General features: G+C 60.9%; 15 protein-coding genes. 6 read left to right on the top strand and 9 right to left on the bottom strand.

All coding sequences use genetic code 11. The features are described from left to right. Positions 1–44: 44 nt before the first annotated feature. Positions 45–500 carry a nuclear transport factor 2 family protein gene (locus LJE93_17255; protein ID MCG6950665.1) on the bottom strand — a complete coding sequence of 152 codons (456 nt, stop codon included), beginning with the start codon at positions 498–500 and terminating at the stop codon, positions 45–47. A 206-nt stretch (positions 501–706) separates the two neighbouring features. Between LJE93_17255 and LJE93_17250 the strand changes: the two genes are divergently transcribed. Then, positions 707–964 carry a hypothetical protein gene (locus tag LJE93_17250; protein ID MCG6950664.1) on the top strand — a complete coding sequence of 86 codons (258 nt, stop codon included), beginning with the start codon at positions 707–709 and terminating at the stop codon, positions 962–964. A gap of 39 nt (positions 965–1,003) precedes the next feature. Here LJE93_17250 and LJE93_17245 read toward each other — a convergent pair whose 3' ends face one another. Both LJE93_17245 and LJE93_17240 read right to left on the bottom strand, forming a co-directional pair. Next, the gene (locus tag LJE93_17245; protein MCG6950663.1) at positions 1,004–2,026 is read right to left on the bottom strand and encodes a pyruvate dehydrogenase; all 1,023 of its coding nucleotides are present in this window, start codon (positions 2,024–2,026) and stop codon (positions 1,004–1,006) included. Further along, the gene (locus tag LJE93_17240; protein MCG6950662.1) at positions 2,019–3,053 is read right to left on the bottom strand and encodes a thiamine pyrophosphate-dependent dehydrogenase E1 component subunit alpha; all 1,035 of its coding nucleotides are present in this window, start codon (positions 3,051–3,053) and stop codon (positions 2,019–2,021) included. The genes LJE93_17245 and LJE93_17240 overlap by 8 nt, the downstream gene beginning before the upstream one ends. Positions 3,054–3,452: 399 nt before the next feature. Here LJE93_17240 and LJE93_17235 point away from each other — a divergent pair, with 399 nt between their 5' ends. Then, entirely contained in the window at positions 3,453–4,748 is a 1,296-nt protein-coding gene (locus tag LJE93_17235) for a 4Fe-4S binding protein (GenBank protein MCG6950661.1), read from the top strand. Here LJE93_17235 and LJE93_17230 read toward each other — a convergent pair. Next, on the bottom strand, positions 4,745–5,863 hold the full coding sequence (locus LJE93_17230; protein MCG6950660.1) for a CPBP family intramembrane metalloprotease: 1,119 nt from the start codon (positions 5,861–5,863) through the stop codon (positions 4,745–4,747). The two genes, LJE93_17235 and LJE93_17230, sit on opposite strands and share 4 nt — an antisense overlap. Before the next feature lie 124 nt (positions 5,864–5,987). Between LJE93_17230 and LJE93_17225 the strand changes: the two genes are divergently transcribed. Beyond that, complete coding sequence (locus LJE93_17225; GenBank protein MCG6950659.1) at positions 5,988–7,220, top strand: cysteine desulfurase-like protein; 1,233 nt, start codon at positions 5,988–5,990, stop codon at positions 7,218–7,220. 149 nt (positions 7,221–7,369) lie between these two features. On the opposite strand, the gene LJE93_17220 is transcribed toward LJE93_17225, so the two are convergent. After that, positions 7,370–8,431 carry a mechanosensitive ion channel gene (locus LJE93_17220; GenBank protein ID MCG6950658.1) on the bottom strand — a complete coding sequence of 354 codons (1,062 nt, stop codon included), beginning with the start codon at positions 8,429–8,431 and terminating at the stop codon, positions 7,370–7,372. Positions 8,432–8,497: 66 nt separating this feature from the next. On the opposite strand from LJE93_17220, the gene glpK reads away from it, so the two are divergent. After that, positions 8,498–10,003 (top strand): glycerol kinase GlpK, encoded by a 1,506-nt coding sequence (gene glpK, locus LJE93_17215; protein ID MCG6950657.1) that lies wholly within the window; start codon positions 8,498–8,500, stop codon positions 10,001–10,003. Beyond that, complete coding sequence (locus LJE93_17210; GenBank protein MCG6950656.1) at positions 10,000–10,845, top strand: alpha/beta hydrolase; 846 nt, start codon at positions 10,000–10,002, stop codon at positions 10,843–10,845. Before glpK ends, LJE93_17210 begins: the two co-directional genes overlap by 4 nt. 174 nt (positions 10,846–11,019) lie before the next feature. Here LJE93_17210 and yidD read toward each other — a convergent pair whose 3' ends face one another. Further along, complete coding sequence (yidD, locus tag LJE93_17205; protein ID MCG6950655.1) at positions 11,020–11,265, bottom strand: membrane protein insertion efficiency factor YidD; 246 nt, start codon at positions 11,263–11,265, stop codon at positions 11,020–11,022. A gap of 39 nt (positions 11,266–11,304) precedes the next feature. Between yidD and LJE93_17200 the strand changes: the two genes are divergently transcribed. Continuing rightward, a complete protein-coding gene (locus LJE93_17200; protein MCG6950654.1) occupies positions 11,305–11,694 on the top strand; it encodes a RidA family protein in 390 nt (129 codons plus the stop codon). Positions 11,695–11,792: 98 nt separating this feature from the next. Here LJE93_17200 and asnA read toward each other — a convergent pair whose 3' ends face one another. From asnA to LJE93_17185, 3 genes are all read right to left on the bottom strand, one after another. Further along, positions 11,793–12,920, bottom strand: a complete 1,128-nt coding sequence (asnA, locus tag LJE93_17195; protein MCG6950653.1) for an aspartate--ammonia ligase — start codon at positions 12,918–12,920, stop codon at positions 11,793–11,795. Positions 12,921–13,011: 91 nt separating this feature from the next. Beyond that, the gene (locus LJE93_17190; GenBank protein MCG6950652.1) at positions 13,012–14,502 is read right to left on the bottom strand and encodes an ABC transporter substrate-binding protein; all 1,491 of its coding nucleotides are present in this window, start codon (positions 14,500–14,502) and stop codon (positions 13,012–13,014) included. A gap of 115 nt (positions 14,503–14,617) precedes the next feature. Beyond that, positions 14,618–15,490 carry an SDR family oxidoreductase gene (locus tag LJE93_17185; GenBank protein MCG6950651.1) on the bottom strand — a complete coding sequence of 291 codons (873 nt, stop codon included), beginning with the start codon at positions 15,488–15,490 and terminating at the stop codon, positions 14,618–14,620. Positions 15,491–15,511 lie beyond the last annotated feature (21 nt).

Here is a 15,511-nt window from a genome sequence, read left to right as displayed (position 1 = left end):
GCGTCGTCCTCACTCGAGGGCCGTGAGCGGTTCTCTTGCCTCGCCTAATTCTCGGGCCGGGGCTTCATCTCCCACAGCACGTTGATGATCTTCCACTCCCCGTTCACCTTTCCGATCTGAAGGTAGTCCACCCAGTCGCGGGCGACCGCTTTGACGACTGCAGCGTTGCCGAAACGATCGAGAATTGTGATCTCGGCCACGCGCTCTTCGACCGGAACCTTGGTTCCGAAGCCCATGCGCGTGTACTGGACAAGCGTCAATGCCGACATGTGATCGACCCGGTCCCGTTTGCCTTTGGGATCCACCCGGACGATGCGTTTGGCGAGATCGGGATGGAGAGCTCGTTCCATCCTCTCCGCATCACCGGTGTACCAACCCATCAGGTAGTCAAGAGCGACGCCCTTGATGGCTGAATCGTCGCCCGTATCCGCCGCCGCGGACGGCAATGCGATCACGATCAGGAAGAGACACACAAACAACGCGGACAGATTTCGGGTCATCAGCGGCTCCTTTCGATTCGACGAATTCTACGCTGTCGAAATGTCGAAATTCCTATGTTTGACAGGAGAATCCCCTTCCCTTCGCGGAATCTCGACGACATTCAGAAGCATACGCACTCCTTGCTGGAATCGACGACGTCTCGTGAACACGACCTCCTGATGAAGTTTGGAATAATTTCTTGCATTTATACCTTATTTATGCCACAATGAAGCTCCTGGACAGCCAGCCGTCCACGCTCCAGGACGATCGGAGGATGGTCATGGAAGCCATCACGGCAGGAAACATCACACCGACGATGCCGCGCATCGAGGCACTGCCCGAGGAACGAGACGCGTGGCCCGACAACGCCACAAAGGAGTATCGCCAGCTCCTACGAGAGCTCAACGATTGGAGCCGCGAGCACGACTGGCCAACGTCGAATAACTCCTGGATTGCCGAGGAGGCGGTTCGGCGCAGCTGGTAGTTTGCCCGCCAGTTCTCCGCGATCCCTGCCGATCACTGATTACTGATCACCATTTTCTGCGAGGGATTTGGCGGCTTCGACGATGCGATCGACATTCGGCAGCGCGGCCTTTTCGAGATGACGGGCGTAGGGCAGCGTGTCCTCGACGCATACACGGGCGTAGCGAGGCGCGAGACCTGCCTCGAGACAAACCGCTGCCAACTCACCGGCCAGGCCGAAATCGCGGTAGTCCTCGTCGACCACCAAAAGGCGATTGGTCTTGTCCACCGAGCCGACAATCGTCTCGACGTCAAGCGGACGCAGCGATCGCAGGTCGATGACCTCGCACGACACTCCGCTCGCATCGAGGTTCGTCGCGGCCTCGAGAGCGCGATGGACTCCCACTGCCAGAGAGGCGATGGTGATGTCTTTTCCCTCGCGCCGAATCGCCGCCTTCCCGAAGGGCGTCTCGTGCGGCGGATCCGGCACCGGACCCACCGTGCCGCCGGCCGGCACGTCGAAACTCACGGAGTCACGTCCACAGCGACCGAGGAATTCCAGCCACTCTTCGGACAGCAGTTTCGGCTCCAAAAAGACTACCGGGCCGTCATGGCCCAGGGCGGCGGTCATCAGGCCGTAGGCGTCGGCCGGGGTCGAGGCGGCCACCACCGTGAGGCCGGGGATCGAAGCCAAGGATCCCCACAGTGATTGCCCGTGCTGACCTCCGTCACCGTACCAGCCTCCCGACGGCGCGCGGATCACTACGGGAGCTTTCCAGTTTCCTCCGGAGAAACCCTCGAGCTTGGCCATGTGGTTGAGTACCGCGTCGTAGGCCACCGCGATGAAGTCGACCATGTAGAGCTCGACGATAGTCCTCAAGCCGGCCATCGCGGCGCCGGCTGCAACGCCGAAAAACGCCGACTCGCTGATCGGCGCAGCCAGGACCCGACTGGCACCGAATCTGGCGTAGAGCGGCGCCCGGAGCATCGGTGCATCCTCCCCGATAAGCACAATCGTCTCATCGCGCGCCATTGCATCTTCGATGGCGAGATCGACCGACTGGCCGAGGCTGAGATTACGCATCGTCAGACTCCCCAACGCCCGCGAGCGCAGCCTCCACCGCGGCCTCGATCTCTTCTGTGACCTCGGAATCGATGCGTTGCCGTTCCGCCTTCTGCCTGTCCATCGCCTTGCGCACGGCGCGCATCGGGTCGTCACGGCCCTCCCTGGCCGGAGTCCGTCGTGCCTTCGCCATTGTCGACATCATCCGGGTCATGCCGCCCGTCCTGTCCCGGATGCCTCCGCCACCTTTGGAAGTTGCAGACGAGATGACCTTGGCGAACAGGTCCTTCCCCTCGGCCAGAGGCTTTCGCGCCAACCTCAGCAGCGGGTCGCCGAGAATATGACCGTCGAGTCGGGGGCATTCGGCCAGGAGGAAACCCGGACCCTTGCCGCGGCGTGCGGCGTTGATCAGCTTTCCGGCTTTCTTATGAACGGACTGCACGTCGCTGCCGTCGACCGAGTCGGCAGTGAAGCCGAAGGCACGGGCTCGATCGACAAGGTCGCCGCCGGTCTGGGCCTCCGAAGCCGTAGTGATCGCCCAACCGTTATCGATACACACGACCACCAAAGGCAGTGACCATGCGGCCGCCAGATTGAGGGTTTCGAGGGCCATGCCGGAATTCATGGCGCCAGTGCCGGTGAAGGCCACTGCAACCCTGTTCGTCCGCAGGCGGCTGTTGGCGAGAGCGAAGCCCGCGGCCGTCGGCAGTGACGCACCGACGATGCCGGAGGCCGCCGCCAGATGTTCTTTCGATGCCAGGTGCATATGACCGCCGCGGCCACCACAGATTCCGTCCTCGCAACCCAGCAGCTCACGCAGCATCGGCACCAGTGGTACTCCTCGAACCACCAGAGCAGGAGAGCATCGATGGGTGAGAGCAAGTCCTTCACCGTCACCGAGGTGGGTGACGACGCCGGCTGCCACTGCCTCTTCGCCGGTGCCAAGGTGCATTTCCCCGGAGATCAGGCCCCGGTGCCAGAGGTCCTCGATGGCGAGCTCGAACGTGCGCGCCCGCAGCATTTGGCGGTACAGATCCGAAAGTTCCATGTTCGCGTTGAACCGAGAATAACACTCTCGTTTGAATTCCGAACCCACCGACAACAGGGACTCGTGGTCGTAACCGTGGATATCGTAGGCCCAGCGTGAGCTGGTCCGGAGAGGACGGCTGGGAGATTCTACGGCCATTCGCTGGTGGCGGTGAGTCACGACGCCCGCAGGGCGTCAGTAATTCAGATTCGGGTTTCCCGCCCGCCCGTCCGAGGTCACCTGTTCTCACCAGTCCGCGCAGAACTCCGAAGATCCAACATCTGACATCCGATATCTAATATCCAATATCTAACATCCAATTTTTTGACATCGAGCATCCAGCATCGAGTATCAAGTATCAACGATCGCGGATCAGGTGAGCATGGGGTGGGACCTGCGATAATGTCCTCGGAGATTCCAGTGGCTCACAGGACCGTGAAGCAGGGCTACCTCGATCTGACGGATCGGATCAACCGCTTCCCTCAGGGTGCACCGCCATCGGAGCTTCTCTTCCGCATCCTCGAAATGCTGTTCTCGGAGCGCGAGGCGGAGCTCGTCGCCGAACTCCCCATCAGACCTTTCACTGCCGAGAGGGCCGCCCGGGCGTGGAAGATGCCGGTCGACGCCGCGCGTTCGGTCCTCGACCGACTGGCCAGCCGCGCGATATTGGTCGACATCGAATCCGAAGGAGACACCAGCTACGTCCTACCACCGCCGATGGCCGGCTTTTTCGAGTTCTCGATGATGCGGATCCGCGACGATCTCGACCAGGAGGTCCTAGCCGAACTCTTTTACCAATACCTGAACGTCGAAGAGGATTTCATCAAAAACCTTTTCACCAAAGGAGAGACTCAGCTGGGCCGGACGTTCGTCTCGGAACCATCACTCCCGAGTGACAGCGGGCTGGAGGTCCTGGACTTCGAACGGGCGAGCTTCATCGTCGACAGCGCAGATCATATCGGCGTCGGCATGTGTTATTGCCGGCACAAAATGGATCACCTCGGGCGCGCATGCTCGGCACCAACGAGCATCTGCATGACGTTCAACACGTCTGCTGCGGCCCTGACCCGGCACGGCCATGCCCGCGCAGTCGATTCTACGGAGTGCCTCGATCTTCTCCAGGAGGCCCGCGATCTGGGACTCGTCCAGTTCGGCGAGAACGTCCAGCAGCGGGTCAACTTCATCTGCAACTGCTGTGGCTGTTGCTGCGAAGCAATGATTGCAGCCCGTCGATTCGGCCACCTGCATCCGGTGCATACCACTAACTTCCTGCCCGTGCACGACTCAGACCTATGCAAAGGCTGCGGCAAATGCGTTGCGGCCTGCCCGGTGGAAGCCATGACGCTGGTGTCGGCGAACGATTCAGCCAAACCGAAACGGAAGATCGCGAAGCTCGACGAAGACCTGTGCCTGGGCTGCGGAGTCTGCGTTCCGGCGTGTCCGGAGCACGGCATCACTTTGAAGCCACGAGAGGAACGGGTCATCACGCCCGTCGACTCGGTCCGGCGTACGGTTGTCATGGCGGTCGAACGAGGCACCCTACAGCATTTGATTTTCGACAACCACGCCCTGGCCAGCCATCGCGCCATGGCGGCAGTGCTTGGGGTCATCCTCCAACTCCCACCGATCAAACAGTCCCTGGCGCGCGGTCAGCTCGGCTCTCGCTACCTCGATCGCCTCATTCAGTGGAATCAAGAGCGGCCGACTTCAACCTAGATCTTCGATACCCGATCCTCGGTGTCCGACATCTCGGTATCGGCAAAGTCCGATTCCATTTCGGATCCCGATAGGCGCGCGTGCCGAGCATCCAGCATCGAGTCACCAGCATCGGGCGGGAGGGCGGGCTCGAGCCCGAACCCTGCTGGGTACGGCGCCCAGAGGGCCGCGACCTCGCCCGTCGGTCGAAGAACCGGACTCGCGAGCAACCAGACGATCACGACGACAAACAGAATGGTCGACAGGATGCTGCCCTCGAGCCCGAACTCACCGCCGGTGATCAGGTCCGCACCGGTTGGCGTCATGATAATCAGCTGATCGTCGATCTTGATGCCGCTGACGTCGAAGCCCAGCAGCCAGCTCTGGCTGAAGTTCCACGACACGTGAACCGCGATCGGCAGCCACAGACGCCGGGTCTGAAAATAGAGCACGGTGAGCATGATCGAGGCGAGGAAAATGTTGACGATTCCGATGATCGTGACGTCGGGGTTGTTCGCGTGCCCCATCGTGAAAACGATGCACAGGAGAGCACCCGCGATCCAGCGCCTGCTCCCCTCCGCAAGCACCTGCAGAGGATAGCCCCGGAAGACCAATTCCTCCACTGTGGCCGCCATGAGAAAAATGAACAGGTATCGCGGCATCGTGGCCAGGCTCTCGGCAGGCTGCGGCGACACGGCGAACGATACCGATCCCGACACGATCAGGATCACGGTTAGGACGCCGGTCGCACCGACGCCCCAGACGAGACCCACGGCGGATTCTCGAACCCAGCCGGGAGTGAGACTGAGACCAAGCAGGGCGGCCGGTCGCCGGTCGAGCCAGCGGAGCACGAGCAGTGCCCCGGCGATCAGTCCAAAGTTCGCCACAACCCAGAGAACGGAGTGAAGCCACGAGTCGAACGGCGCCTCGGCAGGATTGCCCATGAAGAGTCTGAGGCCTGTCGTGATGAGTTTGCCGAGGGCGAACGCCGCAACCAGGTACACCAACAGACGCCATCCAGCTCGCCAGTGGCCGAACCGGTTCTTGAAAAGGCGCCGCACCAGGCTCTCGGGTTGAGGTACATCGCGATCCAGGGTCTGTTGCAACGAGCTTCCGGAATCCAGGTTCTCTACCACAATGCCTCCTCGAGCGTTTACGATTGGCACCCCGGCGAGTTTTTCGAAACACTCGACCGACACGGCGAATTCAACCATAATCTGCGGGCAGCCTTCTGCGATTTCTGGATGGGGGGACCTCGTGATGATTCAGATTTCAAGCGACGATCGTGAGCGGATTCGCTCGCAGTTTCCTGCCCTCGCGGGGAACACCGTGTATCTGGAGAACGCCGGCGGATCGCAGGTACCGGCGATCGTGGTTGACAGTATCCGCGACTACATGCTGACGACCTATGTGCAGATTGGCGCCAGCTATCCCCTGTCGCAGCGTGCGACGGAACTGGTCGATGAGGCGCACGATTTTGTCCGCCTGATGATGAACGGGGGCGACGGCGAGGTGATCCTCGGTCCGTCTACGTCGGCCCTCCTGCAGATGCTCTCGGGTGCTTACGCACGGGTGCTCGCGACCGACGCAGAGATCATCGTCGCGCAGACCGGGCACGAGGCAAACGTCGGTCCGTGGAAAAACCTGGAACGGCTTGGCTTTACCCTTCGCTGGTGGAAGATGAATCCGGCCACGTACGAGTGTCCGCTCGAGGCGCTCGAAACCCTCCTCACCGACCGCACCGCTCTCGTCGCATTCCCTCACGTATCCAACCTCCTCGGAGGCATTGTGGATATTGAGGCGATCACCTCGTTGGTCCACGCGGCCGGGGCCCGGGTGGTGGTGGACGGAGTCGCCTATGCACCCCACCGCGCGATGAACGTTTCGGCCTGGACGGTCGACTGGTATGCGTACTCGGCCTACAAGGTCTATGGCCCGCATATGGCCGCCCTGTGGGGACGACGCGATGCGATTGCCGAGCTGCCGGGACCGAACCATTTCTTCGTTCCGGAGGATGAGCTGCCCTACAAGTTCGAGGTCGGCGGGGTCAATCACGAGGGTTGCGCCGGCATCCGCGGATTGCGCCATTACCTGGCTTTCCTCGCCGACATTCCCGACCCGGAGCTGTTGGATCGGGCGGCAGTCGAGCGCGCATTCGATGTGATGACCGCCTGTGAGCTTCCGCTCCAGGCCCGCCTCATCGAGTACCTGCGTTCGCGAGACGACGTGCGGATCTTCGGTCCGACCGACGCCGGGCCGTCGCGCGTCGGCACTATCAGCTTCGTACACGAATCCAAGAGCTCTGCCGAGATCACCGAAGAGGTGGACCGATCCGGAATCGGCATTCGCCATGGCCACATGTACGCCTACCACCTGTGCGAGGCCGCCGGGCTGATTCCTGAGGATGGCGTCGTCAGGACCAGCCTGGTGCACTACAACACACCCGAAGAGATTGATCGCCTGATCGAGGTCTTAGATCGGGCGTTGGGTTGAGGGTCGAGATTCTGGATGCTGGATTCTGGATGCTGGATGTTGGATTCTCGGTGCGGGCTTTCAGTGTACTGCTCTCTAGTACGACCCCAGAAAACGCTTTTAGGGTGGGCGGGAAATTCCAAATCCGAAATGCGAGGAGGGGTGGACGACTACTCGTCCACCTTCTTTTCGAGTTCAGCGATTCGCGCGACCAGCCGCTCGCGAACCCGTTTGCGGATCGTGATCGTTTCTTCGATCTGTTCCGCCTCGTCTTCAGTCGCACGTTTCGCCTTCTCACCAAGCTCGCCGATCTCCTTGTCGAGCTCGGTCAGGCGGGCGCGGAGATCCTCCACCTTCTCCACCTGGTCAGCTTTGTCAAAGACAAGCGCATCGGGAGCCCGCTCCCGGGTCTGTTCGACCGGCTTGTCGGAGGGAATCTCAGGAATGAACGCCCGGTCAGCCTGTGCCCGCCTCTGGTACACAAAGGTCGGCGAGACGATCTCGACACCGGCCTGATGCAGGGTGTCGAGCACGGCTCGGTTGAGGGTCGACTTCGCGCCGAGGAACTTCTTGGTGTCTGCTAGCCTTCCGACGACCTCGTAGGTCACCGAGAAATCTCCGAGCTCACGAATGCGCACGAAGGCCTCGACCAGACCGGTGTGCTCCGCAGCGCTGAGAAGGAGAGCCTCGATTTCGTCGTGTTGGAGGTCGTATCCCAGCGAGAGTCTTGCAGCCACGAACGAGCCTGACGAACGAACGACCGTGACCGGGTTGGTGGCGAGGTACAGATTCGGCAGGGTGATGAGATCCGAGTACTGATTCTGGATCTCGGTGTGGAAGAGGCCGCGTTCGGTCACCCGACCGAAGAGATCGCCGCAACTGATGAAGTCGCCATGTTTGAAGTTTTCAATCGCGCGAAGCATCAGACCCGCCATCGCGTTCGATGCCAGAGTCGCCGAGGACAACGCGATGACACCTGTAAGCGCGATTCCGAAGAGGGAAATCAGGTTTCCGCGAACCCCGTCATCGAGCGGAGCCGTGACGAGGATAGCGACAACGAAGATGAGCGACGTGAAGGTCATGGCCATCTGTCGCCTGAAGGTGCCCTTTTCCGCCATATCGGCACTTTTCTTGACGATGCGTCGGTTGAGAATGGACATGGCACCGACACCGATGATGATCACGATCGTCATCGGTATCAGGCTCCGAACCACTTCGATCAGTCTATCCATCTCGCCTCCTCGCAGCCGAAAATCTCAACCCGGATTATCTTCAGTACACTACCACGGGGAGGATGCATGCCTGACGCCGTGCTCGCGATCGACCAGGGGACCACTGGGTCGACCGCCTTGGTGCTCGACCGCGACGGAAGGGTCCTCGGACGTGCGACCGAGGAGTTCAGCCAGTACTACCCGCAGCCCGGTTGGGTCGAACACGACCCGGAGGAAATCTGGCGGGTGTCTCTCAGCGTGATTGGTGTCGCACTGGAAGAGGCCGGGCTGGCCGATGGCGAGCTCCGCGCCGTCGGGGTCACCAACCAGCGCGAGACCACCGTGGTGTGGGATCGGGCCAGCGGCGAACCTGTTCATCGCGCAATCGTGTGGCAGAGCCGCCAGACTGCGGACATTTGCCAACAGATCCGTGACGACGGTCTCGAGCCTCTGATCGCCGCGCACACGGGACTGGTTGTCGATCCCTATTTCTCCGGTTCGAAGGTGAAATGGATCCTCGATCACCACCCGGACGCGAGACCACGCGCCGAAGCGGGCGAGATTGTCTTTGGCACCATCGATACGTGGATGCTCTACAAACTCACCGGAGGCGAGGTCCACGCTACCGAACCGACCAATGCTTCCAGAACCCTTCTCTACGACATACGGAAGCTCGCCTGGGACCCCGAGCTGCTCGATATTTTCGGAGTGCCCGAAGCCATGCTGCCTGAAATCAAACCGAGCTCCTGGACCTTCGGAACCACGGTTCCCGCCGGCGCCCTGCCCGGCGGCATTCCGGTGGCGGGTATGGCGGGCGACCAGCAGGCCGCGCTCTACGGCCAGGGATGTTGGCAACCGGGAACGGTGAAGAACACCTATGGCACCGGTTGCTTCGTGATGAAAAACACCGGTTCCGAACTCCATAGAAGCAGCTGCGGACTGCTGACCACCGTCTGTTGCGACGCCCACGGGAACGCGGCGTACGCCTTGGAAGGCTCCGTCTTCACGACAGGCGCCGCCATTCAGTGGCTTCGCGATGAGATGGGTCTCGTCGGCAGCGCTGTTGAGACCGAAGAGGTCGCCATGCGGGTGAACGACACACAGGGCGTGTACGTCGTGCCGGCGTTTGCCGGTTTGGGTGCACCCTATTGGGACATGGAGGCGCGCGGAGCGGTCGTGGGTCTCACACGGGGCAGCGGCCGCGAACAAATCATTCGCGCCACTTTGGAGAGCATTGCCTACCAGACGCGCGACGTCGTCGACGCAATGAACAGCGACTCGGCCGAACCGATCCATGAACTCCGAGCCGATGGCGGTGCGGCCGCCAACAATTTCCTGATGCAGTTCCAAGCCGACATCCTCGGCGTACCTGTGGTTCGCCCTCGCCTGTTGGAGACGACCGCTGCGGGGTCCGCCTTTCTCGCCGGGCTGTGCACCGGCATGTGGCGCAATCCCGAAGAGCTTATTGGCGCGTGGCAGGAGGACCGCCGATTCGAACCCGAGATGAAGGCCGCCGATCGAGACGAACTCTATCGAGGGTGGCAACTGGCGGTCGATCGGGTGCGCGCGGACCGTCGGGAGGGAAACGGGTGAAAACAGATCAGGGATGGACAAAGAGTGCCGACGGCAATCGACTCTTCTGGCGTCGCCACTCGCCCGAAGGCGACCCTCGCGCAGCGCTGCTCATTGTCCATGGACTCGCCGAGCACACGGGCCGTTATGTCCATGTTCTCGATCATTTCGCCGAGGCCGGTTTCGACTGCTGGGCGCACGACTATCGGGGTCACGGCCGGAGCCCCGGACTTCGGGTGCACGTGGATTCTTTTGACGAATTCCTGACCGATCTCGCTGCCGTCCGCACGCTGGTCGGCGAGGCGCAACCCGACCTGCCGCTCTTTCTGGTTGGCCACTCCCAGGGAGGGCTGATCACGCTCCGAGACGCCCTGATCCACCCGACTGGGCTCGCGGGAATCGTCGTGTCGTCACCCTTCCTCGGCGTCCACCCGAGCGCGGCTCCACCGCCAGCCCTGCACATGGTGGCGAACATCGTCTCGACGTTCGTACCCAAGCTGATGTTTTCGAAACCTGCGGAGCCGAGCGCGCTCAGTCACGACCCGGCGGTTCCCGAGGCCTATATCAACGATCCGCTGGTCAGCGACACCGTGTCGGCCAGGTGGTTCACCTCGGTCCTGAGAGCGCACGCCGATACCCTGGCCCGGGCACCTTCGCTTACCCTGCCAACCCTGGTGATGCAGTCAGGCGACGACCTCCTCGCCGACCCGGCTGCAACCAGAAGATGGGTCGCAAATGCGCCTGATCATCTGGTCGATTACGTCGAATGGGACGGGCTGTACCACGAAATGTTCAACGAGCCGGAGAAGGAGGAGGTCTTCGATCGGATGGAGGCGTGGTTGGCGAAGCGGATTGAGGGCTAGCCACTCGTCTCGCGTGGCCTTACGGCTCAACGGCTTCACGGCTTGACGGCTCGACAACGAGATTGAAGTGCCCGAAGCAGGAGAACGGACGGTCGGGGCCCTATTGCCGTGGGCGGGCGGTGGAAGCCGTACGGCCGTCTGCCAAAAAGATCGCTGGATGCGCATTTTGATGGCTCAGGCTGTGTGGTCTTCGTCGCGGGTCGCCGGTGGGACGGGGTCGTAGCCGCCGGGGTGGAACGGATGACACTTGAGGATACGCTTGATGGCCAGCCAGAAACCCAACAGTCCGTGGGTTTCGATCGCTTCCGCCGCATAGACAGAACAGGTCGGCTGGAAACGGCAGGCTGGTGGCATGAAAGGCGAGATGAATCGCTTGTAGAAGCGTGCGGGTGAGGCGACGACACGCCAGAAGGTAGTCATGGCAACTCGGGTATTCTACCTCCTGACAGGAGGTCACACATGAGTCAACAACGTGAGGTCATCGCTACCACCGAGGCACCGGGTGCGGTCGGACCCTACTCTCAAGCCATCTCCACTGACGGATTCGTGTTCACCGCCGGACAGATCGCGATCAATCCCGCGTCCGGAAAGATCGAGGCAGAGACGATCGAGGACCAGACCCGCCAGGTTCTCTCGAACGTCGATGCGGTGCTGCGTGCCGCCGGCAGCGGACTCCATCGAGTCGTCAAAATGACTGTTTTCATGACCGATCTCGGAGATTTCCAGGCGATGAACGGGATCTACGCCGAATTCTTCCCCTCTGAACCGCCGGCGCGTTCGGCAGTCCAGGTCGCCGCCCTCCCGCTCGGCGTCCAGATCGAAATGGAAGCGGTAGCCCTGGCGGGCTGAATTCTGAATCCCCCCTCCCATCACCCGGTGGAGGGAATCCGAAATAGTCTGATGGCATTCCGAATTCAGAGTTCCGAATTCTGAATTCGTGGTCGAGGTCACTCGAGAACGTGTATGTTCCTCGCCGCACATATCTCCTTCAGTTGCTTCGGCCACACGGTGACTGTCACCTCGCCGAGGTGAGCCGTACGAAGGAGGTACATGTACGTTCGAGCCTGGCCGATGCCGCCACCGATCGAGAGCGGAATCTCGTCGTTGAGGATCGCCTGGTGATATGGCAGTTCGAGGAAGTCGAGCTGACCACTCATTTCGAGCTGCACCTTCATCGTGTCCTTGGTGACTCGAATCCCCATCGAGCTGAGCTCGTGGCGCCGCCTGGTGACCGGGTTCCAGACCAGGATGTCGCCATTGAGGCCGTGCATCGGTCGGCCGTCAGCCGATGTGGTCTCTGTGACCCAGTCGTCGTAGTCGGCCGCCCGCATCTCGTGCGGATAGCCGTCGGCGAGCGGCCAGCCGATGCCGTAGATGAATATCGCCGGATACTCCTGAATGATCTTGGTCTCGCGCTGCTTTCGCGGCAGATCGGGGTAGCGCTCAAGGATTTCTTCAGCGTGAATAAAGGTAAGTTCTTCGGGAAAATCCGGGTATCTGTCGTTCCTGAGCTCCGGAAACAGCTCCCTGACATGCTGGCCTGCGCCGTAGATGACCTTCCAGATCTTTTTGACTGTCTCGGTCAGATAGTCGAGATTTCGCTGCTCGGGGGTGATGACCTTTTCCCAGTCCCACTGGTCAACGTAGGACGAATGATCGTGGTCGAGGAAGTAGTCCTTGCGCACCGCACGCATATCAGTGTTGATGCCCTCACCCACCTCACAACCGAATTGGGCGAGCGCCATCCTCTTCCATTTGGTGGCCGCCTGCACGACCTGAGCCTGTATCGGAGTCTCGAGACCGAGCCCGCATTGAAAGTCGACAGGGGTCCGTGATCCGTCTCGATCGAGGTAGTCGTTGACTCCACTGTCGCGGTCGACGATCAGTGGCACCTGGACCATTGTCAGGTTCAGCTCCTCGGCAAGGCCTTTCTCAATAAACTGCTTGGCCTCGTACACCGCTTTCATGCGTTCGAGAGGTTTCTGAAGCGGCTCGTAGTCGGTGGGCAGGATCTTCGCCACCTCCTCGTAAGTACTGATTCCCGGACCGGCGAGATCTGCTTTCTTGTCGTTCATCGAGTAACCTCCTGTAGTGACGGCTGTCGGCCGTTATTCGCACCGTTTGTAGTGAGGTGCGCACTTCGTGTCAAGTTTCAAAGGTGTATTCTCATCTCAGGTGCACATCTTGAGGCCGCATGCAATGGCCTAAGACCTCGAGTGGTTCCCGAACCAGCGCGATCGGTGCGGGTCTGAAGAGCGGTAAATACACATACTTCGCATCCACATCGGCAAGAAGCGTTTGCAGGAGATCGAGCCTCGATTCGGATCGAGTCTCGTGCGCCGCCTCCTCGAGAAGCCGGTCGATCTCCGGATCGCTCAAGGCTGCTCCGTTGAAGCTGCCATGCCCACGGTCCGGATTCCGGCTCTGAACGAAAAGCTCGAGGAATGGTGATGCGTCAGGGACCCGGAAGTTCCAGCTGAAGAAAAACAGATCGTTTTCGGCCTCCTCGAGCCGACGGTAGAACGTTTCATACTCGTGCGACCGGGGCACAACAACGAGACCCGCTTCAGCCAGCATCGCAGCCAGGGGGGCAACCACGGGCTCGTAGCGCGCCTGGAAGTCCAGATTCAGTTCCGTTTCCGGCTTCACCCCGGCGTCGACGAGCAGCTGTCGAGCTTGCTCCGGGTCAGGATGTTTAGCCCGCTGTTCCGGACCATAACCGAAGATCTTGGGCGACACCAGGGAATAGGCCGGTGTCGCATATCCCGGGGGATAGATCTCGGAGACCAGCTGTCTGCGGTCAATCAGGTCATCGATGGCCTTTCGTACCCGCAAATCGTCAAACGGGGGTGTGGTGATGTTGATGCCGAGGTAGGTCGTGGCCACCGCTGGCAGAGCTTCAACTCTCCACCCTGGTGTCGGCTCGAAATCGTTGACAAAGCGCTCCTGAGCAAGAGCCACGACGTCCACGTTCTGACTGTCCACCAGGTCGGCCAACTCCTCGAGTAGCGACACGAACTGAATGGTGATCTGATCGAAGTCCGGTGCCCGGGCCCAGTATTCATCCCATCGTTCGAGAAGGACCGGACCGTCGACCGAGCCGGCCCGCAGCCGATATGGGCCTGTCCCGATCGGAACCGACAGCTTGAAATCCCGTGGCACTATCGCCACAGACTCGAGCCGGGTGAGCAGCAACGGAGCCGGGTGTCTGGTTTTCACCTCTATCGTCCGAACGTCGTTCTCGGCAACTTGGATCCCTTCAATGTCATCCAGCTGCTGGCCCCGGTTTTCGCCCGATCGTGCTCGTTCGATCGAGGCCACAACGTCATCCGCAGTGAGGTGTCTGCCGTCGTGAAATCGCACGCCATCGCGAAGGTGGATGCGCCAAGTGAATGCATCTGGAGTCGTCCAACGATCAGCCAGACAAGGTTGGACCGGTGACCCCGGCTTGAACTGAACAAGGCCCTCGTACACTGCCGACAGAACCCTGCGTGTGACACCATCAGAGTGGGCATGTGGATCCATCGTCACCAGCTCGTGAGGGTATGTCATACGCAGTCTGGAAGCGGGCTGCTCCGGCCCGCAACCCGCAGCCAAGAGCGCGATCACGAAGATCGGAGCCGCCAGCGGTGTGAGAGCTGCCCATGTGCTTTTCATTGACGGTGAATCATACACGCGCAACACGAATTTCGGATTTCGGATTTTGGTATTCGGATTTCCCGCCCCTTCCCTCGGTTTCGCGAAGCGCGAAGGTTGAGTGGCGGTTCCACACTCAAAGTCCGTCGGTCCTGAGTCCAACCATCTCTTCGCTGAGGCGCCACAGGCGCTCGGCGGCCGCCGAATCCCGGGCAGGTTTCGACGGTTCGGTCAGACGTCGTTTTTCGTAGTACCCGCCGCTCGCGCCCTCGACCGCTGGAGAGGTGACCAGCCATATCGCGGTGTCTGCGCCCTTCTTCGGCGACAACAGGAACACCCCGGCAATCCTCGTTCCGACCCGGATGAACGCAGAACCCTGACGACCGAAGCCGGTGCGCACAACCCCTGGATGGAGACAGGTCACGGTCACGCCGGTCCCTTCGAGCCGTCGCGCGAGCTGTCGCGTGAAGAGGATGTTGGCAAGCTTTGATTGGCTGTAGGCCCGCCAGGCCGAATAGCCTCGTTCGGCGGACAGATCGTCGAAATCGATCGCTCCCCTTCGATGGGCATCCGAGGCGACATTCACGATGCGCGAGGGCGCGCTTTGCTTCAGCCTGTCCAGAAGGAGGTTGGTGAGCAGAAACGGCGCCAAATGATTGACAGCGAAGGTCGTTTCGATGCCATCCTCCGTGAGGATGCGTTTCCCGAGAGTGAGTCCGGCATTATTGATCAGAGCGTCGAGCCGATCACTTCGGTCAAGAATGGCCGTCGCCAGCTCCCGCACCTCGCGTTGGGAGGAAAGATCGGAAATCAGGAGCTCGACCTGCCGATTTCCGGTAGATCCCATGATCTCCGCTCGTGCCGGTTCGCCCTTCTCACGGCTACGGACCACCATGAGAACTCGCCAGCCTTCACCCGCCAATCCGCGGGCAATCTCCTTGCCGATGCCCGAGTTCGCACCGGTAACGACGCAGGTCTTCTGAGCGGCATTCTCTTTTTTCTCGTTCAAACGGCCTCCAGTAGGGTGGAT

It is taken from the genome of Acidobacteriota bacterium (assembly GCA_022340665.1).
Lineage (GTDB): Bacteria > Acidobacteriota > Thermoanaerobaculia > Thermoanaerobaculales > Sulfomarinibacteraceae > Sulfomarinibacter.
This window is presented reverse-complemented; position numbering and strand designations above follow the sequence as displayed.

Coding starts and splice junctions, on each gene's coding strand:
- LJE93_17255 (MCG6950665.1), bottom strand. CDS start 500: ATGACCCGAAATCTGTCCGCGTTGTTTGTGTGTCTCTTCCTGATCGTG.
- LJE93_17250 (MCG6950664.1), top strand. CDS start 707: ATGAAGCTCCTGGACAGCCAGCCGTCCACGCTCCAGGACGATCGGAGG.
- LJE93_17245 (MCG6950663.1), bottom strand. CDS start 2,026: ATGCGTAATCTCAGCCTCGGCCAGTCGGTCGATCTCGCCATCGAAGAT.
- LJE93_17240 (MCG6950662.1), bottom strand. CDS start 3,053: ATGGAACTTTCGGATCTGTACCGCCAAATGCTGCGGGCGCGCACGTTC.
- LJE93_17225 (MCG6950659.1), top strand. CDS start 5,988: ATGATTCAGATTTCAAGCGACGATCGTGAGCGGATTCGCTCGCAGTTT.
- LJE93_17220 (MCG6950658.1), bottom strand. CDS start 8,431: ATGGATAGACTGATCGAAGTGGTTCGGAGCCTGATACCGATGACGATC.
- glpK (MCG6950657.1), top strand. CDS start 8,498: ATGCCTGACGCCGTGCTCGCGATCGACCAGGGGACCACTGGGTCGACC.
- yidD (MCG6950655.1), bottom strand. CDS start 11,265: ATGACTACCTTCTGGCGTGTCGTCGCCTCACCCGCACGCTTCTACAAG.
- LJE93_17200 (MCG6950654.1), top strand. CDS start 11,305: ATGAGTCAACAACGTGAGGTCATCGCTACCACCGAGGCACCGGGTGCG.
- asnA (MCG6950653.1), bottom strand. CDS start 12,920: ATGAACGACAAGAAAGCAGATCTCGCCGGTCCGGGAATCAGTACTTAC.
- LJE93_17190 (MCG6950652.1), bottom strand. CDS start 14,502: ATGAAAAGCACATGGGCAGCTCTCACACCGCTGGCGGCTCCGATCTTC.